Annotated in this window: 15 protein-coding genes; 10 read left to right on the plus strand and 5 right to left on the minus strand. The window is 69.9% G+C overall.

Annotation, left to right across the window (positions count from 1 at the left end; genetic code table 11):
* Positions 1-10 precede the first annotated feature (10 nt).
* Together ACIBTM_RS05125 and ACIBTM_RS05130 are read right to left on the minus strand one after the other, a co-directional pair.
* Positions 11-3,469, minus strand: a complete 3,459-nt coding sequence (locus ACIBTM_RS05125) for an amino acid adenylation domain-containing protein (protein WP_395875259.1) — start codon at positions 3,467-3,469, stop codon at positions 11-13.
* Between the two features lie 304 nt (positions 3,470-3,773).
* Entirely contained in the window at positions 3,774-7,232 is a 3,459-nt protein-coding gene (locus tag ACIBTM_RS05130; protein WP_395875260.1) for an AMP-binding protein, read from the minus strand.
* A gap of 484 nt (positions 7,233-7,716) precedes the next feature.
* Between ACIBTM_RS05130 and ACIBTM_RS05135 the strand changes: the two genes are divergently transcribed.
* Positions 7,717-8,694: a hypothetical protein gene (locus ACIBTM_RS05135; protein WP_395875261.1), complete on the plus strand. Its 978-nt coding sequence runs from the start codon at positions 7,717-7,719 to the stop codon at positions 8,692-8,694.
* A gap of 247 nt (positions 8,695-8,941) precedes the next feature.
* Here the strand turns inward: ACIBTM_RS05135 and ACIBTM_RS05140 are convergent, their stop codons facing one another.
* Entirely contained in the window at positions 8,942-9,739 is a 798-nt protein-coding gene (locus tag ACIBTM_RS05140) for a S1 family peptidase (RefSeq protein WP_395875262.1), read from the minus strand.
* A gap of 550 nt (positions 9,740-10,289) precedes the next feature.
* On the opposite strand from ACIBTM_RS05140, the gene ACIBTM_RS05145 reads away from it, so the two are divergent.
* The 6 genes from ACIBTM_RS05145 (at position 10,290) to ACIBTM_RS05170 (ending at position 14,356) form a co-directional block, all read left to right on the plus strand.
* Positions 10,290-10,667 (plus strand): carboxymuconolactone decarboxylase family protein, encoded by a 378-nt coding sequence (locus ACIBTM_RS05145; protein WP_395875263.1) that lies wholly within the window; start codon positions 10,290-10,292, stop codon positions 10,665-10,667.
* 39 nt (positions 10,668-10,706) lie between these two features.
* Positions 10,707-11,507: an SAM-dependent methyltransferase gene (locus ACIBTM_RS05150; protein ID WP_395875264.1), complete on the plus strand. Its 801-nt coding sequence runs from the start codon at positions 10,707-10,709 to the stop codon at positions 11,505-11,507.
* A 76-nt stretch (positions 11,508-11,583) separates the two neighbouring features.
* Positions 11,584-11,958, plus strand: coding sequence for a YciI family protein (locus tag ACIBTM_RS05155; protein WP_395875795.1), 375 nt, complete (start codon positions 11,584-11,586; stop codon positions 11,956-11,958).
* On the plus strand, positions 11,955-13,190 hold the full coding sequence (locus ACIBTM_RS05160) for an RNA polymerase sigma factor (RefSeq protein WP_395875265.1): 1,236 nt from the start codon (positions 11,955-11,957) through the stop codon (positions 13,188-13,190). Before ACIBTM_RS05155 ends, ACIBTM_RS05160 begins: the two co-directional genes overlap by 4 nt.
* The gene (locus tag ACIBTM_RS05165; protein WP_395875266.1) at positions 13,187-14,056 is read left to right on the plus strand and encodes a hypothetical protein; all 870 of its coding nucleotides are present in this window, start codon (positions 13,187-13,189) and stop codon (positions 14,054-14,056) included. Before ACIBTM_RS05160 ends, ACIBTM_RS05165 begins: the two co-directional genes overlap by 4 nt.
* Positions 14,057-14,131: 75 nt before the next feature.
* Positions 14,132-14,356 (plus strand): hypothetical protein, encoded by a 225-nt coding sequence (locus ACIBTM_RS05170; RefSeq protein ID WP_395875267.1) that lies wholly within the window; start codon positions 14,132-14,134, stop codon positions 14,354-14,356.
* 74 nt (positions 14,357-14,430) lie between these two features.
* Here the strand turns inward: ACIBTM_RS05170 and ACIBTM_RS05175 are convergent, their stop codons facing one another.
* Complete coding sequence (locus ACIBTM_RS05175; RefSeq protein ID WP_395875268.1) at positions 14,431-15,318, minus strand: twin-arginine translocation pathway signal protein; 888 nt, start codon at positions 15,316-15,318, stop codon at positions 14,431-14,433.
* A gap of 276 nt (positions 15,319-15,594) precedes the next feature.
* Between ACIBTM_RS05175 and ACIBTM_RS05180 the strand changes: the two genes are divergently transcribed.
* The 3 genes from ACIBTM_RS05180 to ACIBTM_RS05190 all read left to right on the plus strand — a co-directional run bounded on the left by ACIBTM_RS05180 (position 15,595) and on the right by ACIBTM_RS05190 (position 17,649).
* A complete protein-coding gene (locus tag ACIBTM_RS05180; protein WP_395875269.1) occupies positions 15,595-16,272 on the plus strand; it encodes a sensor histidine kinase in 678 nt (225 codons plus the stop codon).
* Between the two features lie 3 nt (positions 16,273-16,275).
* Positions 16,276-16,926: a response regulator gene (locus ACIBTM_RS05185; RefSeq protein WP_395875270.1), complete on the plus strand. Its 651-nt coding sequence runs from the start codon at positions 16,276-16,278 to the stop codon at positions 16,924-16,926.
* A 99-nt stretch (positions 16,927-17,025) separates the two neighbouring features.
* Complete coding sequence (locus ACIBTM_RS05190) at positions 17,026-17,649, plus strand: response regulator transcription factor (protein ID WP_395875271.1); 624 nt, start codon at positions 17,026-17,028, stop codon at positions 17,647-17,649.
* A 6-nt stretch (positions 17,650-17,655) separates the two neighbouring features.
* On the opposite strand, the gene ACIBTM_RS05195 is transcribed toward ACIBTM_RS05190, so the two are convergent.
* On the minus strand, positions 17,656-18,969 hold the full coding sequence (locus ACIBTM_RS05195) for a hypothetical protein (RefSeq protein ID WP_395875273.1): 1,314 nt from the start codon (positions 18,967-18,969) through the stop codon (positions 17,656-17,658).
* Between the last annotated feature and the right edge of the window lie 214 nt (positions 18,970-19,183).

Genomic DNA, 19,183 nt, shown 5'->3' on the forward strand with positions numbered 1-19,183 from the left:
GGTGGTGCTCCTATCCGGGGCCGGCCGGGCCGGCGGTGCGACGGGGTCTTCTGGTCTGGATGCGGCCGCGGCGGGCGGCGACGCGTTCGGCGGCTCGGGCCAGTTCCGGGCCGGCGGCGCCGCCGGAGTGCAGATGCGCGGCGAGGGCTCGGACGGTGGGGTGGGTGAACAGGTCGACCATCGGGATCCGGCGGCCTAGCCGGGCGGTGACCTGGGCGTGCACCCGGACGACGGCGAGCGAATGCCCGCCCACGTCGAAGAAGTTGTCGGTATGCCCCACTTCCGCGACGCCGAGGACGTCGCACCAAGCGCGCGCGATCACGGCCTCGGTCGCGGCGAGCGCCGCCGGGTCCGCGGTCACCGACGGCGGCCGTGCCCTGGCGCGGGTCGTCGCGCCCGGCGCGGCGGTGCGGACGCTCACCCGCGGCAGGTCCGGCACGCTCGTCCCGACCGGCGCGTCCGGCGCCGCGGCCAGCGCGCCGAGCAGGGTGACGTAGTCCTCGGCGAGCCCGGCCATCCGGGCGTGGTCGAACAGGTCCGGGTTGTACAGCAGTTCGACGCCGTCGTCGTGGACGTACACCGTGAGGTCGAACGGCGACCCCGGCTTGTCGACCGGCAGCCACGCCGAAGCCACGCCGGGCAGGTCCAGCCTCGGCTCGGCGAAGTTCAGGACGTTGAACATCACCTGCACGAGCGGGGCGTGCGCGGGATCGCGGGGCACGCCGAGCGCCTCGACGAGCCGCTCGACCGGCGCGGCCGGATGCGCGGTCGCGGCGAGGAGTTCCGCGCCGCCGTCGCGGACGTGCGTGGCGAAGTCCGCCGCGTCGTCGGCCCGCAGCCGCACCGGAACGATGTCCACGAAGAACCCCGCGACGTCTTGGCTTTCGGCGAGCTGCCGGTCCGCGACGACCGTGGCGACCAGATGGTCGGCCGCCCCGGTGAGCCGCCGCAGAAGCTGGCCGAACGCGGCCAGCAGCACGCCGGCGCGCGTCGTGCCGGTGCGGGCGGCCAGCGCCCGTACCGACTTGGCGACACTGTCCGAAAAGGACTGATGCAGGCTCGCGCCCCGGTAGGTCTGCACGGCCGGGCGCGGCCGGTCGCGCGGAATGTCCACTGTGGCCGGTGCACCGGCGAGATGTTCGGTCCACCAGGCGACATCCACGGCCTCCCGCCGTTCGTCGCGTCCGGCCCGCCACACCGCGTAGTCCGCATAGGACGCCACCGGCGGCGGCAGCGGCTCGCCCCGGTAGGCCGCCGACAGGTCGGCGCACAGCAGGTCCTGCGACCAGCCGTCGAACACCGCGTGATGCAGCGTGAAGCCGAGTACGTGCTCCGTCTCACCGAGCCGGTAGAGCCGCACTCGCCAGGGAGCTTCACGGTCGAGGTGCACCGGGGTCGCGGCGTCGGCGGCCAGCCGGGCCCGCAGACCGTCCTCGGTCACCGGCGCCACCGGCAGCGGAACGTCCGACGGCGGCAGGCGATCCGCCACCGGCGCGCCGTCGACGGCCCGGATCCGCCAGCGGAGCACGTCGTGCCGCTCGACGACCGCGCGCAAGGCGTGGCGCAGCGCGTCGACGTCCAGCGCGCCGGTCAGCCGGAACGCCATCGCGATGTTGTACGGCGCGGCGTCCGGGGCGAGCTGGTCGAGGAACCACAGCCGCCGCTGCTGCGGGGACAGGGCGGGCGCGTGCCCGGTGGTCAGTCCCGGCCCCGTCAGCGGCGGCGCGGCCGCGACCCGCCGGGTAAGCCCGCCGAATGTGCCTCCGGCCAGGACGTCCTCCGTGGCGACGTCGGCGGCCAGCTCCGCCCGCAGCGCCGCGACCAGGCGCATCGCGGCGATCGAGTTCCCGCCCGAGGCCAGGAAATCCGGTCCCGCGCCGGGGCCGAGTACGCGCCGCCAGATGGCCGCGACCGCGCGTTCGGCCGGGGTGCCGAGCGGGCCGAGGTCCGCCGGCTCTCCCGCCAGCGCCGCTTCGGCGAGGTCGCGCAGCGCGGGCCGGTCGATCTTGCCGGTGAGCGGGTTGACGGGCAGACGGTCGAGCACCCGCACCGCTTCCGGGCGCATCGCCGCGGTGAGCCGGTCCCGGCCGAGTTCGTCCACATCGGACGGTGCGGACGCCGGTGCCAGGAAGGCAACCAGCCGGGTGCCCGCCTGCCCGGGGACGGCCGTCACGGCGGCGGCTTCGACGTCCGGATGGGTCATGAGCGCGGCCTCCACCTCGCCCAGCTCGATCCGCTGGCCGCGGACCTTCACCTGCCGGTCGGCGCGGCCGGCGAACCCGAGGCGGCCGTCGGGCAGCTCGCGGGCCAGGTCACCGGTGCGGTAGAGCCGTTCTCCCGGTGTGATCGGGTCGTCGACGAACTTCGCGGCGGTCAGCTCCGGACTGCCGAGGTAGCCACGCGCGACGCCCGGGCCGCCGATGAGCAGCTCGCCGATCTCGCCGGGCGCGACCGGACGCAGCTCGGCGTCCACGACGTAGGCCCGGTGGTTCGGCGTCGGACGGCCGAGCGGCAGCGGGTCGCTGGGGATACCGGTGACCTCGTCGGTGACGACCACCACGGTGGTCTCGGTCGGGCCGTAGGCGTTGAAGAACCGCCGTCCCGGCATCCAGCGCGCGGCGAGCTCCGCGGGTACCGGCTCGCCACCGCAGGCGATGACGCGCCAGCCGGGTACGGCCGCGGGGTCCACCATGGACAGCAGCGTCGGCGTGACGAAGCCCCATTCCACGTCGTGCTCGACGAGGAATCGCCGCAGCCGTTCGGGGTCGGCCCGGTCGGCGGTGCCGGTGAGCTGGACCGATCCGCCGTGCGTCAGCGGGACGAACACGTCCATGGTGAAGGCGTCGAACGCGGGCGAGGAAATGCCGAGCGCCCGGGCACCGGGCCGGATCCCGAGGGCGGCGGCGAACCCGGTGACGAACGCGACCACGTTGCGGTGACTGGTCAGCACGCCCTTGGGACGGCCGGTGGAGCCGGAGGTGTAGAGCAGGTGGACGAGGTCGTCCGGCCCGGCCGGGCATTCGGCGGGCCCGTCCGCGGGCGGCGGCACGTCGAGCGCCTCGATACCTTGCGTGGCACCGAATTCGGCCCGCGCGCAGTCACCAACGACGAGGGAGATCCCGGCGTCCGCGGCGATTTCGGCCAGCCGCGTCTTCGGGCCACCGGGTTCGAGCGGCACGTAGGCGGCCCCGGACAGCAGCACCCCCACGACGGTCGAGATCAGCTCCGGCCGCCGGTCGGCGCAGACACCGACGCGGGTGCCGGGTCCGGCACCCCGGGACCACAGCAGCCGCGCGACGCCGGTCGCCGACGCGACCAGCTCGCGGTAGGTCAGCCGGGCTTCCCCTTGCCGGACGGCGACGGCGTCGGGGGTGCGCGCGGCCTGGGCGAGGATCAGCCCGGTGAGTGTGGTGTCCGGATAGGACAGTGGTGGGCCATGGCCGCCTGTGACGGGCAAGGTGTCGGTCACCGAGGGGTCTCCTGGTCTGAGTATCTGTCGGTGAACCCGCGTCCGCGATAACGGCCTTGCAGGGTCCCGGCAAAGTCACATAACTGCTGGTCGGGCGGGTTACGTGCAGCGATTCGGGCTCTGGTGGCGAGGGACCCGATTGCGATGTCCCCAATGTCGCATCTGTGTCGCTCAGCGTCACAGATGCGACATTGGGGACACCTCGTCACCGAAGGGCCGACAACGTTCGGTCCGAATCGCAAAGAGTGACACCAGCCGTTATGCGACTTTGCCGGGACCCTGAGCGGCCTTGGAGGGAGCGGGTTCACGCGTTCGGTCGCCTTTCAGGTTTATCTTCAGCTCCGCCAACAGGCTCTGTTGTGTGGTGAGGCGGTGGGTCGATCCAGTGCCGCTCCCGCTGGAACGGATAACCCGGCAACGGGACGAGGCCCGGTTCACCGCCCGCGAACCACTCGGCCTCGCCGCCACCGGCCCAGCGGACGGCCAGATCCCGCTCCGCCCCGGCCGGGCCTTCGACGTCGGTTCCGTTCGCCAGCAACGCATCGAGCGCCGCGACCGCCGACGAGACCGAGTCCGCCACCACGGCGGCCCGGCACGCGAACGCCCGCCGGACCGAAAGCGTGTACGCCACGTCCCCGAGGTCCGGCGCGTCCGTGGCGAGCCGGCCGCGCAACCGGGACACCGCCTCGCGCAACGCCTTCGCGTCACGCGCGGACACCGGCAGGACGAACGGACCGCTCGCCTCCGGCCGTGGCGGGACGGCAGGGGCCTCCTCCACGATCACGTGCACGTTCGTGCCGCCCATACCGAACGAACTGACCCCGGCCACCCGCCGGTCGCGGACGGGCCAGTCGGTGGCCTTCGCCGGGACGTACCAGGGGCCGCCCGCCAGGTCGACCTCCGGATGCGGGGCCGTGAAGTGCAGGCTCGGCGGGATGACGCCGTGCCGCACGGACAACACGGCCTTGATCAGCCCGGCGACGCCTGCCGCCGTGTCGAGGTGCCCGATGTTCGTCTTCACCGAGCCCAGCGCACACGTTTCCGGCGGTGCGCCCCGATAGACGCGGTTGAGTGCGGCCACCTCGATCGCGTCGCCGAGCGGGGTACCGCTGCCGTGGGCTTCGACCAGCGCGACCTCGTCCGGAGCGACGTCCGCGACGGCCAGCGCCTCGGCCACCGCGGCCGCCTGCCCGGCCGGTCCCGGCACGGCGTAGCCCGCACGGTCCGGACCGTCGTTCGTGATCGCCCAGCCGGGCAGCACGGCGTAGACGTGGTCGCGGTCGGCGAGCGCGTCCGCCAGCCGCCGCAGCACGACCACCCCGGCGCCCGAGCCGAACCCGGCGCCCGCCGCGGCGACGTCGAACGCACGGCACCGGCCGTCCGGCGAGACGAGCCCGCCACTGCGATAGCGCGGCCACGTCACGCTCGCCCCGCCGGCCAGTGCGACATCGCACCGGTAGTCCAGGAGGCTCTGCGCGGCCAGCGCGACCGCCGCGAGCGAGCTGGAGCACGCGCTTTGCACGGCCACCGCCGGTCCGGTCAGCCCGAGGCGGTAGGCGACCTGGCCCGGCAGGTGGTCGGTGAGCTGGCGGCCGGGCAGCCGCCCCTCCCAGTCGTCCGGGTCGACGTCGCCGGTCACCGCCGGGTTGCCGAACAGGTGGAACAGGAAGTAGCGGTTCACCGAGGTGCTCGTGAACACCCCGACCGGCCCGGTCTCGGCGGCGGGGTCACGGCCCGCGTCCTCCAGTGCCCGCCACGCCGTTTCGAGGAACAGCCGGTGCTGCGGGTCGGTCCGCGCGGCCTCGTCGGCGGTGAACCCGAAGAACCCGGCGTCGAACTCCTCGACACCCTCGATCCGGCCGCCCGCCCGCACGTACGCCGGGTCGGCCCGCAGGCCCGGCCCGACGCCTAGCGTCGCCAGCTCGTCGTCGGTGTAGTCGTGAATCGAGTCGACGCCCGCGCAGAGGTTCCACCAGAACGAGGCGGCGTCCGGCGCTCCGGGGAAGCGGCAGGCCAGCCCGACGACGGCGATGAGATCCCCGGTCTGTTCTTCCGCGCTGACCGGCGGTCGAGTGTCCGAAGTGGACTCCGTGAACCAGGCGGCCTGCCCGGCGATCGTCGTACGCTCGAACAGGGCGAGCATCGGGACGTCCACCCCGAACTCGTCGGCCAGCCGCGCCTGCACCCGGCCGAGGCGCAGCGAGTCGCCACCGGCGTCGAAGAACGCCTCGGTGCGCCCGACCCGGTCGCGGCCCAGCACCGCGCACCAGATCCGGTGCACGCGTTCCTCGGCCGGGGTCAGCTGCTCGTCCGGGACGGTCGCGGCCGCCCGTGGGTCCGGCAGCGCCAGCTCGTCGAGTTTTCCGGTGACGGTCAGCGGAAAACCGTCCAGCACCGCGACGGCCGCGGGGACCGAGTAGCCGGGCAGGACGTCCGCCAGCGCGGCCCGCAGCGCCCGGCCGTCCGGACGCGGCCCGGCCGCGGTCACGTAGGCGAGCAGGTCGCCGTCGCGCACGATCGCACGGGCCTCGGCCACGCCGGGCTGTTCGGCGAGCCGCGCCTCGATCTCGGTCAGCTCCACCCGGAAACCGCGGACCTTGACCTGCCGGTCGAGCCGGCCGAGGCAGACGAGGTTCCCGTCCGGCAGCAGGGTGGCGAGGTCGCCGGTCCGGTAACGACGGCCGCCGTCGGCCGTCACCCCGAACGCCGGGCTCGGCTGGTCGAGGTAACCGTCGACGAGGTGCCGCCCGCGCACTTCGAGTTCGCCGCTGTCCAGCACGGTGAGTGTGAAGCCGGGCAGCGCGCGCCCGATCGGCAGCGGCCCGTCGGCATCCGGGCCCAGCTCGGCGGCGGTCGTCCGGTAGTGCGCGGCGAAGGTCACCTCGGTGGCGCCGTAGCCGTTGACGAACACGCATTCCGGAGCGAACCGGCCGCGGCGCACGTCGGCGTGGGTCGCCTGCTCACCGCCGAGCAGCACGGTCCGCACGGACGGCAGGCCGGCCTCGCCGAGGACGTCGAGAAGGTGCCGGTAGACCGTGGGTGTCGAGTGGTAGACGGTCACTTCGTGCCTGGTCAGCTCGCGTGCGGCGTGGGCGAGACCGTGCGCGCGCAGGTCGACCGGCACGAGCGCGGCGCCAGTGAGCAGGGCGGGGTAAAGGTCCGGGATCGCCGCGTCGAAGCCGAACGACGCGAGCAGGCTGAGCCGGTCGGCCGCCGTGATACCGAGCGCGGCGATCTGGTTGTCGACGACGTGCAGGAGATTGCGGTGGGTCTGCGCGACGGCCTTCGGCCTGCCGGTGGACCCGGACGTGAACAGCACGTACGCCGGGCTGTCCGGGTCCGGTTCGGGCACCGGGAGCGGCGCGGTCTCCGTGCCCGAGCGCACGAGCCGCGCGGAGCCGGTGCGGCACAAGGACTCCGCCAGCTCGATGTACTCCGGATCCGCGAGCACGGCGGTCACCCGCGCGGCCGCGAGCTGGTATTCGAGACGCTCCCGGGGGAAGGTCGGGTCCAGCGGCACATAGGTGCAGCCCGCGGCGAGGGTGCCGAGGATCGCCGCGATCGCGGCACTGCCGTGTCCGGTGACGAGCCCGACCCGCTCCCCCGGCCGCACACCGGCGTCGCGCAACCGCAGCGCGCGGCCGCCCGCGAGACCGGCGAGCCGGGCGTAGGTGAGCCCGGTGCCGTGCTCGAAAACCGCGATCCGGTCGGGCGATCGCCGGGCGTGCACATCGAATCGGCTGACGCAGCCGGCTTGTTTCATCGGGCGTCGGACAGTCGCTCCGAGGCTTTTCCGGCGCGCGACAACAACGGCGTGGACTTCATCTTGCTCCCCAGTGACCATGCAGGTGAAGAATTACGCAAGGTTAAGACGACCGGCCGCGACGTGGAATACGATTTCCGTCGATTTGGGCCGAATGGCCCACTGATCTTGGACCACTAGACGCAGTAACCCACGTCTTACAGTCCAATCAGCGACCCTGACGACTTCCGCGATGCACTCCCCGACCACCATGGACACTCGGTTGATCACCTTTAGTAATGTGTCGGATATTAACCGACACTGTGCCGACCAATACGTTAACGAAAACAAAGTGGACAATTTTCCGCAATCGATTCAGAAATGTTTCCGCGACATACGAGGGCACGGTTCGTCGTCCTCAATGGACTCTCGCGCCGTGACCGGCCGCGCACGCCTCCGACGTGTCCGAGTTGAGAACCGGACGTACAACCACTACAAGGGATGAATGAAGACCCTACTCAAGAAGGCGACGATCGCCGCCGCGGCGAGCACGCTGCTGCTCGGCCTCACCGTGGCAGGCACCGCCTCCGCCGAGGCCGCGGCTATCACCTGCGACTCGAAGTCCAGCGGCAAGGACGGGCCCTTCTACCATGGGGAATCCGCCTCCTACGCCTACGACGACCGGTTCAGCAAGAGTCACCCCGTGCCCGCACTGGAGACCAACATCCCCCAGGGCACGGCGACCTGGTCGAACTGGGACGGGGCGAACGACCTGATCCTGGTCACCTCCTACGAGTCCGGCCACCGCAGCGCGATCATCATCGGCATCGACGCCAAGACCGGCAAGCAGGTCGGCCAGGCGCTGCTCGCGTACTCGCACGTCGGCGGGATCGCCGTGTTCGAGAAGCAGGGCTGGGCGTTCGTGTCGGGCAAGGGCGACACGATCCGCAAGTATTCGCTGGCGAAGCTGAAGAACGCGATCAAGAAGTCGCTGCCCATCGAACAGGAGGGGACGGCCCAGACCGTCTATGCCTCCTCGTTCCTCACCAGCCACGGCCCGACCGACACCCTGTGGGCAGGCAAGTTCGAGGACGCCAAGCGCGGATCGATGCACTCGTACACCGTCGGCGCCGACGGCAAGCTGGGCTACCGGCCGGGTTCATGGGAGGTGCCGACGAAGACGCAGGGCCTCATCGTCACCAAGGACTTGTTCATCTACAGCACTTCGCACGGCAGGAACAACCGCAGCAACATCTACGTGGTCCGGCGCGGCGCCGGCGACAAAGACCTGGACACGGCCAAGAAGCACTGCTTCCGCGCGCCGAGCATGTCCGAGGGGCTGACGGTCTACGGCAGCAACGTCTACCTGGCGTTCGAGTCCGGCGCGCACTACTACAGCAAGGCCGCGGACAAGCCGAGGAACATCATCTCGAACCTGCACAAGGCGCCGCTGTCCTCTTTGGAGGCACTCGCGCCCCGGTGACAGTTCCGCGATCGCTGGCCCCTTCCGGCTGCGGGCCGTGAAGGACCCCTTCCCTCGGCTCAGCCGAGAAAACTCGACCTTGCCAAATACATGAAGGCCCCCTTCCTTGCGCCTGGCGCAAGGAAGGGGGCCTTCATGTACTGCAAACACCAACGCGGGTCGCGAGTGGCGTTCTGACCGGAACCCGAATCGCCGCTCTCGGCTCAGCTGCCAAAGTGTCTACTTTGGACAAAGGCGCAGCCCGACGTCACGCCACGTTCGCCCCGCGGCCGGAATAGCTCGCCTGCTGCTCGGCGATCCAGTCCCGGTACACCGTCACATCGGTCCAGATGCCCAGGCCGCTGGCACACTTCGGGTCCGCGTCACCATCGCGGCTGGTGGCACCGACCAGCTCCCACTCACCAGGCCTGCCCTTGATCTGCGGCCCACCGGAGTCGCCGTAGCAGCCCATCGCGTCCGGCGTGTCGGAGCCGGTGCAGATCTCCTTGCCCGTGGCCAGATTGCGGCAATCCTCCGCCGGCCTGACCTTGGTGTCCAGCTCCTGAAGGATCTCCGGCGCCCCGCAGTTCTGCTCGGCGCAGTGCTCGCCCCAGCCGAGGATCCGCGTCGCCGTCCCCGCGTCGCCCACCGCCTCGGCGATCTTGATCGGTTTCTCGGTCACCGGTTTGTCCAACCGCACCAGCGCGATGTCCCCGCCCGGCGGGTTCTGCCCGACGAAGTCCGGATGCACGATGATCCGGCTGACGCCGGTCTCGGTACCTCCGCTGTTGTGCTGCCGCGCCCCGATCCTGGTCCTGATCTCCCCCGGCTGCGCGCCCCGTACGCAGTGCGCCGCGGTCACCACCCAGTTCTCGCTGATCAGCGAGCCGCCGCAGAAATGGTTCCCACCCTGCTGCAGCGACACCATGAACGAGTAGTCCTCCGTGGCGTCGTGCCCGCCGATGACGAAAGGCGTCGGCCCGCCGGCCGCCGCCGCGACCCCCGGTATCAGCACCGCACCCACGGCGGCCAACCCGACTACCAGTACCCCTGTTTTGCGAAGCATTATCGCGATCTCCCCGTAGACGACGAATTACTGACAGTCGTCACACTATGGGGCGAAGATCATAACTGGATCGACTTATCGGCCGGGTCACCATCGGCCGAATGGCCGACCCAGCGTGACCGCACCACACGATAGATGGCTCGACCGAGGAACCGTCCAAACCCGTGGACGGTTCCTGGACGGCGGCTTGCCCGACGTGCAGCATTTCGATCCGGACGCTGGATTCGACCGGGGCGATCCGAGCCGATCATGCGACAACTCACCGAGGACACCCGAGGCCTGCCCGCGGCTTCGGACTTCTTCGAAGGGCTGATCACGACCGCTGGGGATGCATGAAGCGACGATCCCGACGTGCGTGCCGTCCCGCACCTGCACCGCGACCAGCTGCGCGCCGCCGTGGAGCACGCGACCGCCACAGGCCAGGTTCGACCTGAAGTGTCATCGGCCGAGGCGGCCGACATGCCGGCGTTGCCGGCATACGGCGTCGACCTCCGGTCTCGCGCGGGTGCGGAAAGCCTCCCGGCCGCACCTGGAATCAGCGAAACGGCGCATGGGCTTCATCACCACGCCGAACGCGGTGATGGCCGAACTGCTCGCCGGATACAACGCGCTGACGCAACTGTTCGGAAAGTCCTCCCTTCCGGCAAGGGCGAAGCACGTCGTCTGGATCACCGCCAGCGTCCAGAACGCTTGCGAATCCGCGCACTCCACCCTGGCCTTGAAGTCCGGTGTGGACGAAGTCGAAGAATTCCTGGCCGCGGGCTACACCGAACGCAACGTACTCGACGTGATTCTCGGTGTGGGCATGAAGACATTGTCCAACTACACCAACCACATCGCCCACACCCCGCGTGGGAACGGCAGGAGTGGACGCGTCCATGACGGACGGCGTGGTGCGCCATCGGCATCGGAATCGGTACCGTGCTGAGGACAATGGCGTTCCGGTCGATGCGTTGTGAGGTGTGGGGTGTCCGTGGAGAGTGAACGGGTTCCGGAGGGTGTCGACGTCCGAGTGCCCAGCGCGGCTCGGGTCTACGACTGGCTGCTCGGCGGCAACCACAACTTCGACGCCGACCGCGCCGTCGGGGAGAAGGTCATGGCCGTCCTGCCGTCCGGACGTCGGGTCGCCGCGTCCAACCGGGCATTTCTTCGCCGTGCGGTGCGGTACATGGTCGAACAGGGCATCACCCAGTTCCTCGATCTGGGCTCGGGGATCCCGACCGTCGGCAACGTGCACGAGATCGCGCAGGACATGGACCCCGGATGCAAAGTGGTCTACGTCGACTACGACAAGGTCGCCGTCGCCCACAGCCGCCTCATCCTCGGCGGGAATCCGAACGCCACCGTCGTCGAGGCGGACCTCTGCCGGCCCGAGGAGGTGCTGAACTCCGCGGCGGCGCAAGGGCTGCTGGATTTCGATCGGCCGATCGGGCTGCTCATGGTCGCCGTGTTCCATTTCATCCCGGACAGTCTGCGCCCCGCCGAGATCGTCGCCCGGTACCGCGAAACACTGCCGGTCGGCAGCCTGGTCGCACTGTCGCATTTGACCGCCGACCACGCGCCCGAGGCGATGGCGGCGGTCACCGACGCGATGAAGAACAGCCGAGACCCCATGTACTTCCGCCCCTACGCCGAGGTCACCGCCCTCTTCGACGGGCTCGACCTCGTCGAGCCCGGTGTCGTGAGCGCACCGCTGTGGCATGCGGAACCAGGCCTCCGCGATATCGAGCCGGACGACGTCTACGCCGGCGTCGGGCGCAAGCTCTGAGAGCCCACCTGTCGAGTTACGGTCGAGCCGTTCGTCATCCTCTTCGACGGATCGACACCCGGTGAGTGGAGGACACGTGCTGTACATGCTGCTGATCTACAACTGCGATCGCCCGGAGCCGCAGGACCCGCGCTTCCCCGAGGCGCTGGCCAGGGTGAACGCGTTCGCCGACGAGTGCCGCCGCCGCGGGGCCTTCGTGTCCGGGCATCCGCTGCAGGGTGAGCACACCGCGACCACGGTCAGCGTCCGCGAGGGCAAGACGCTCGTCACCGACGGCCCGTTCCTCGAGACCCACGAACATCTCGGCGGCACCTACGTCCTCGATTGTCCCAGTCTCGACGTGGCGCTGGAGCTGGCGGCGCTCTGCCCGATGGCCGAAGAGGGCACGATCGAGGTGCGCCCGATCGCCGGGGTGCCGGATCTCGATCACCGGGCGGCGACCGGCGCATGACGTCGGCGCCGGTCTTGTCGGAGACGTATCGCGCGCATCGGTCCCGCATGCTCGCCGCGCTGGTCCGGGTGCTCGGCGACTTCGAGCTCGCCGAGGACGCCCTGCAGGAAGCGTGCGCGCTCGCCTTGCGCAACTGGGGCGAGGCGGCTCCGGACGATCCGGTGGCCTGGCTGCTGACCGCGGCGCGCAACAGCGCGATCGACAGGGTGCGCCGTGCGCGCCGCGGTCAGGAAAAGCTCGCCGAGCTGGGACTTCCGCCGGAGGTGACGCAGATGGACATCGGCGAGGACAGCCTGCTCAGCGTCGGGGACGAGCGGCTCAGTCTCCTCTTCACCTGCTGCCATCCCGCGCTGGCCGAGGAAGCGCGGGTCGCGTTGACCTTGCAAGCCGTGGCCGGGATGACCGCGGGGCAGATCGCGCGCACGTTCCTGGTCGGTGAAGCGACTTTGGCGCAGCGGCTGGTGCGAGCGAAACGCAAGATCCGCGACGCCGGGATCAGCCTCGACGTGCCTGCCGACCATCTCCTGCCGGAGCGGCTCTCCGGGGTCCTCGCGGTGATCTACCTGATCTTCACCCAGGGCTACACCGCCGACAGCGATCAGCCGGAGTTCCGGGAGCTTCAGAGGGAGGCGATCCGGCTCGCCGAACTCGTCGCCGCGCTCATGCCCGACGAGCCGGAGGCGCTCGGCCTGGCCGCGTTGCTCCTGGTGCAGGATTCGCGCGCCGCGGCCCGCTACGGGCCGGACGGGGACGTCGTCCTGCTCACCGACCAGGACCGGTCACGATGGGACCGGGCCGAGATCGCCGAAGCCGTCGGGTTGCTCGACCGGGCGCTGCGCCACGGGCGGCCGGGCCCGTACCAGCTGCAGGCCGCCATCGCCGTCCTGCACGCCCAAGCGCCGACGGCCGACGAGACGGACTGGACGGGGATCGCCGGTCTCTACGAGCGGCTGCTCGAGATAAGCCCGTCCCCCGTCGTCGCCCTGAACCACGCGGTCGCGGTCGCCATGGCCACCACCCCGGCGGACGGGCTCGCTCTCATCGACGGTATCGAGGGTCTCGATCGCTACCACCTCCTGCACGCCGCGCGCGCCGACCTCCTGCGGCGGCTCGGGCGGACCGCCGACGCCGCGGCCGCGTACCGGCGTGCACACGAACTCGCCGGCAAACCCGCCGACCGGCGTTACCTCGCCGGGCGGCTGGCCGCACTCGACACCGCGGAGTCCCGATGAGACTGTCCATTCTCGACCATGGCCATCGTCGTCGCGCGAGGTTGTTCCTGAGCCTCACCGCCAAACAGTCCGGCGTGGCCAGTCCCGACATCGTGAAGATGCTCTTGTACCGTCCCGGCTTCTTCGCCCGGCCTCTGCTGGACCTCACGGCGAACGCGATGCGTGGGCCGTCCTACTGGACCGCCGGCGAACGCGAATACCTCGCCATGTCCACCGCACGGCTGCACGAATGCCCGTTCTGCGCCGTCACCCATGCCGAGCTCACCCGCATCGCCGGCACCGGCGAGATCGACCCGGACGACGCCGGGTCGGCGCGTCCCGAGCTCACGGCCGTCCGCACGTTCCTGGAGGCCGTCAGCCGCGATCCCGGCTCCATCGACGCCACCATCGTGACCGAGCTGCCCCGGCACGCCGTCGCCGAAGCACTCCGCGTGAACCTGGTCTGGAACATCGTCAACCGGCTCGCCAACGCCTTCGGCTTCGTCCTTCGCGACGGCCAACTGGAGACCGGAACCAGGTCCCTGCACCGGTTCGGCTACCGCTTCCCCGGCTTTCTCCTGCGCGAGGGACGGAAAACCGACTGCGGAGACGTGGCGCGGAACCTGCGTCACGCCGTGCTGGAAGGCCCCGCCGTGGCGGACAAGAGCATCCGCGAGGCCGCCCTGACCGGTGAGGAACTCCCTGGGCCGTTGCACTCCTATGCCGCGAACGTCCGCGACGCGTCCTACCGGATCACCGACGCCGACATCGAGCAGCTCAGAACCGCCGGATACAGCGAAGACGAGATCTTCGAGGTGACGGTGGCGGCCGCTGTCGGAGCCGCCCTCCGCGGCTTCGATGCCGGGCACCGCGCCGCCGGGATCTGAATCACCGGACGGTGTCGAGACAGACGGGACGCGTTCGTCCTCGAAGTGTCAGCAAGGACACCGAAAGGACCGATCATGGCCGGACAGATCAACTGGGTCGAAATCCCCGCCGCCGACACCGCCAAAGCCCGGATCTTCTACGGCGGGCTCTTCGGCTGGACGACCAACGCTTTCGGCGACGATTACCACGTCATCGACGGAGGCCCGGCCGGAGCGATCCCGGGCGTGGGCCGGATCGCCCACTGTCAGGACGACCAGGGAATCCCCTTCAGCCTGTACGAACCCGAGCGGCAGAGCTGATCCACTCCGTTCGGACACGGCAGGCGACCGCCGGCCGCCCCGTTTCGGGTGACGGCCGGCGGTCGCCCTGAGCGCTAGTCGGGACGGCCGACCTGGGTGTCCGACAGGTCGAGACCGATGGCGAAGTCCGCCGTGTAGCCGCTTCCGGTCTGCTGTGGGCGCAGCAGCATTTGGGCCCCGCCCCTGCGGTAGATCGAGTCCCGGTTGTTGGTCGTGTCCGCCGGACCTCTCCGCCGGTACGGATCCGTCCGCAGATAAGCCGCGCCGAACTCGGGCGTGAAGTAAAGCTGCGAGGTGAACTCGTACGGGCGGCCGTTCGTTCCGATGGTGCGTATTTTGATGTGGATATGCAGCGTACGTCCGCTGTACCAGCCGGGCAGAATGGTGGTGAACCGGGCCGTGCCCGCTTGGTCGGTGTTCTGATAACCGCGGAGGAAACGGCGGCCACGACTTCCTTGGGACGGAATGTCGGAGTACAGCCCGAACGCGTCGCACTGCCAGAGGTCGACCATCGCTCCCGACAGCGCCGTGCACTGCTGCTGGCGAACCTGCTGAACGGTGAAATTGATTACCAGCGCGGTACCGGGAACCAGTTGTCCAGTGGACGGCTCACTGCGGATATCGGAGCGGTTGAGTCGCTCGTCAACGAAATACGGACCTTCCATCTGCTCGGGCTTGACCACACAGTCCAGCGTGCAGACCTCGGGGGTGCCCGCGGTGGACGTGGTGGTGCTCGCCGTAGCGGAACCTGCGGCCGCGAGTGTCGCACCGGCGGCGCCGAGCAGAATCAACGCCTGCCGCCTGCCGAGCACCCGGCCTACTGGTTCGTCATCGTCATGCATAGGGTTCCTTTTCGCCAAATGATGGGAGCAGGGAACTGAACGCAACAGAAGATTTCGATCGCAGGGTGCCGCGCGCATCCGATTGTCCGTGACGGCTCGTCCACTGTCGAGAAAATTCACTCTCGCGCATCATACTTCGACGCGAGCACCATCATTTTATGACCCAAATTCTCGAACCTTCGTTACGGCATTTCGCCGCCGATCGGGTCGCAGCCGCTCGGGGCCCCTCGGCATCGGCCCCAAACCGTTACGCAGGCGGGGAAACGCCGGGACCGGATTCCGCGACTAGTACGGCGAGTGACCACAACGCTACGACAACCGAGCCGCGCCACCTGCGAGAACCGGTTCCCCAGGGCGCCATGGGGAACCGGCTCGTGCCGCCCGACGGGGGAGAATATGCGCCGGACATTCGTCGTCACCGACGTCGTTCATCCTGCCGGGTACGAGGACCGGCTCCGGACGGTGCTCAACGACCTCCACGACGGCGTCGGACCGACACTCGCCATGGCGGTGCTCGGGTTGCGTGCGGCCCGCGACCTGATCATGCGTGACCGGGCCGGGGCCGAGCGCCTCCTGGCCCGGCTCGAGGAGGAGCTCTACGGCGCCATCACCGAATTGCGCCGCATCGTGACCGACGCGCGCCCGCCCGCACTCGACGAAGCGGGCCTCGTCACGGCCGTGCGGCGGTATGCCGGAATGCTCGCCGACCGGGTACCCGCCGAGCACGGCCCGCTGGCGGTGGCGGTCGAGGTCCGCTGTGAGCTGCCGCCACTGTCCGCCGAGGTAGAGGTCACCGCGTACCGGATCATCCGCGAGGCGCTCGTGAACATCGCCCGGCACTCCGGCGCACGGCAGTGCACGGTGCGTCTCTGGCCGCTGGACGGCGATCTGCGCGTGGAGATCGTCGACGACGGGGTCGGTACCGGCGGGGAGGCGCCGCCCGCGGTCGGCGGGACCGGGCTGCGTTCGATGCGGGAACGCGCCGTCGACCTCGGCGGGGGCTGCGTGATCGAGCCGGTGCCCTCGGGCGGCACCCGGATCGCCGCCTGGCTGCCGCTCGCCACCAAGGAGTGAGCGATGTTCTCGACTCTCCGTGTCCTCGTGGTGGACGATCATCCCGCCTTCCGGACGGCCATCTGCGCGATGCTCGACGGCACCGACGGCATCGAAGTCGTCGGTGATTGCGATCGCGGTGTCACCGCGATCGCGGAGGCGGGCAGGGTGGCACCCGACGTCGTCCTGATGGACCTGAACCTCCCGGATCTCGACGGCGTCGAGGCGACCCGCCGGATCGTGAACGCCAGCCCGCACACCGGTGTGCTCATGCTGACCATGTTCGAGAACGAAGCCGCGGTGTTCGCCGCCATGCGCGCCGGTGCGCGCGGCTACCTGCTCAAGGGGGCGCGCAACGAGCAGGTCGTCCGCGCCGTCCGGGTGATCGGCGACGGCGAGGCGATCTTCAGCCCGGCGATCGCGACCCGGGTGCTTTCCCTGCTGGGCACGGAACCCCCGCGCGACGAGTCCTTTCCGCAGCTGACCGCGCGCGAACGGGAGATCATGCTGCTCATCGCACAGGGACTGGGGAACGCCACCATCGCCGACCGGCTGGTGCTCAGCCCGAAGACCGTGCGAAACCACGTGTCCCACATCTTCCGCAAGCTCCAGGTCACCGACCGGGCCCAGGCCATCGCCAAGATCAGGAAGGCGGGCGTCGCTCGATCGGAGTAGCAAAGCGGGACATATCGGGACACCGGATCCCTGTTCGCGAAACCCCGTCCGCACGATCCTTGGGAATGACGAAACACCGTTCGCAGGAGGGGTTCATCGATGCTCGTCGACCAGATCCCGGTGCTGCTCCATGCCACCGACACCATCACGCACGCGGGGGTCACCGCCGCGCTGCGCGCACGCCCTGAGATCCGCTTCGCCGACGACTCCGATGAGCCGGCCGTCATGCTGGTCATCGTCGAGCGGCTGAACGAGGAGGCGCGGCAATTGCTGCGCAGCCTCCACTGCGCCGGCTGCGCCGGGATCGTACTGGTCGCCGGGGAGGTGGACGACGCGGAGTTGCTGGACGTCGTGGGCAATGGTGTCTCCGCGATCATCCGGCGGGCCGACGCCACCCCCGACACCCTGGTGCGGCTGGTGAAGGCCGCGGCCGCCGGGGAAGGCGCGCTGCCGCCGGATCTGCTCGGCCGTCTGCTGTCCAGGGTGTCCCGGTTGCAGCGGGACGTGTTGCAACCGAACGGCTGGGATCTGGCCGGGATGTCGCAGCGCGAGACCCAGGTGCTGCGGATGGTCGCCGACGGCTTCGAGACGAAGGAGATCGCCGACCGGTTGAGCTACTCCGAGCGGACGGTGAAGTCGATCCTGCATGACATCACCAACCGTTTCCAGCTCCGCAACCGCGCTCATGCCGTCGCTTTCGCCTTGCGCGAGGGGTTGATCTGATCCGGTTCATTCGATGCGGCCGGAGAAGGAGACCGACGGGGTGCACCGGCCACCGCCTCCCGGCGTCTGGCAGCTGACCGCGAGCACGACCTTCTCGCCGGGGGCGAACCTCCATGGCTGCAACCAGTGGTGGTCGAGATCGCGGAAGTTCGCGAGGCCGACTTCCAGCAGGACGGTCTTGGTACCACCGGCATCCCTTAGCAGCCGCAGGGTTCCGTTGTCGCCACGAGGGTTCTGCAGGATCAGGTCGGTGACGACCAAGGTCTTCGTGGCATCCGGCATGGCGTAGGGGAATTCGGCGAACCGGTTGACGTTCGAGTCGACGGCCGCGTCCGCCGCCACCCGGAAGTCGGTCGGTGTCCCGTTCACCGCAGGGTTCGGGACACCGTTCGACGCCCTGGGGCCGGGAGGAGCGCCCTCGGTGGGTGGGGTCAGCCCGACGGCCTTCATCGCGTCCTCGGAGTTCTGCTTGGCTTGATCCGCGTCCTTCTTCGCCTCCCCCGCGGCGCCACCGGCGTCCTGCGCGGCCTTGATCACTTCCTGGTTCTGTTCCTGAGCGGCTTCACGAGCGGCCGACTTCACGGCGGGCCTCAGCACGGTGAACCACAGTGTCACCAAGGCCAGCAGCAACACCAGCAGCGCGGCCAGCGCCGGCAGCAACCACTTCGGCAGCAACTGCCGCTGCACCATGGTGCCTTCGGTCTTGAGCGGTTCGGCGCCGTCGGCGATGACGAACACCTGGAAGCGATGCCGTACCGGTTGCCCGCGCAGGAACCGTTTCCGCGGCCGGGCCCGCAGGCGGATGAACGCGGCCGTGCCCGGTGCGAGGTCGGCCCGGTTCCGTTCGAGCTGGAAGTCGAGCTCGTCCTCGGGGTCGAGCGCGCTCAGTTCGACGGCGACCGGGTGGTTGCCGCGGTTGTCGACGGCCACTTCGAAGTCGGCTTTGGAACCGGCCTCCACTTTCGCCGGAACGACTTCGGCGGTCACCTCGGTGAACGCGCCGAGCTGGAGGGTGCCCTCCTCGACCACCGACCCTGCCGGGTCCTCACTCGAAAAAACCCTGACACCGAAAGGAATCAGGCCCGCCCGGACGTCGGACGACCGGGGCGGCGCGAACCGGACGACGACCGTGCCCGCCTCCCCCGGCAGCAGATTCACCGTCGCCGGTTCCGCGGTGGCCCAGCCACCAGGGTCGCCGACCACTTCGATCGCGAACTGATCGACGACCCGGCCGGCGTTGCGAATGGTCACCGAGCAGCTGATCTCCTGGCCCGGTTCCGCGACCAGACCCGACTCCGACAGCGTCGCCGTTGCTCCCATACCCGGGAGTCTGCGCGTTCGGCCTCGCGACCGGCACCAGCGGACGGGTGTGCGGCCGTGCGCCGGTCGTTGCCCATAGGGGCAGTGGCCGGTGTGTCGCGAAAGCCACTTTCGGGACGTCAGGTGTCTCGAAAGTGGCTTTCGTGGCGGCCGGACCAGGAACACGAAAAGAAAAGAAAAAGAGAAAACAAAGCAAAAACAAAAGATTAGAGGG

Origin of the sequence: Amycolatopsis sp. NPDC049868 (assembly GCF_044461365.1) — a bacterium.
Taxonomy (GTDB): domain Bacteria; phylum Actinomycetota; class Actinomycetes; order Mycobacteriales; family Pseudonocardiaceae; genus Amycolatopsis.

Coding starts and splice junctions, on each gene's coding strand:
- ACIBTM_RS05130 (WP_395875260.1), bottom strand. CDS start 7,232: ATGAAACAAGCCGGCTGCGTCAGCCGATTCGATGTGCACGCCCGGCGA.
- ACIBTM_RS05135 (WP_395875261.1), top strand. CDS start 7,717: ATGAAGACCCTACTCAAGAAGGCGACGATCGCCGCCGCGGCGAGCACG.
- ACIBTM_RS05140 (WP_395875262.1), bottom strand. CDS start 9,739: ATGCTTCGCAAAACAGGGGTACTGGTAGTCGGGTTGGCCGCCGTGGGT.
- ACIBTM_RS05145 (WP_395875263.1), top strand. CDS start 10,290: ATGGGCTTCATCACCACGCCGAACGCGGTGATGGCCGAACTGCTCGCC.
- ACIBTM_RS05160 (WP_395875265.1), top strand. CDS start 11,955: ATGACGTCGGCGCCGGTCTTGTCGGAGACGTATCGCGCGCATCGGTCC.
- ACIBTM_RS05165 (WP_395875266.1), top strand. CDS start 13,187: ATGAGACTGTCCATTCTCGACCATGGCCATCGTCGTCGCGCGAGGTTG.
- ACIBTM_RS05170 (WP_395875267.1), top strand. CDS start 14,132: ATGGCCGGACAGATCAACTGGGTCGAAATCCCCGCCGCCGACACCGCC.
- ACIBTM_RS05180 (WP_395875269.1), top strand. CDS start 15,595: ATGCGCCGGACATTCGTCGTCACCGACGTCGTTCATCCTGCCGGGTAC.
- ACIBTM_RS05185 (WP_395875270.1), top strand. CDS start 16,276: ATGTTCTCGACTCTCCGTGTCCTCGTGGTGGACGATCATCCCGCCTTC.
- ACIBTM_RS05190 (WP_395875271.1), top strand. CDS start 17,026: ATGCTCGTCGACCAGATCCCGGTGCTGCTCCATGCCACCGACACCATC.
- ACIBTM_RS05195 (WP_395875273.1), bottom strand. CDS start 18,969: ATGGGAGCAACGGCGACGCTGTCGGAGTCGGGTCTGGTCGCGGAACCG.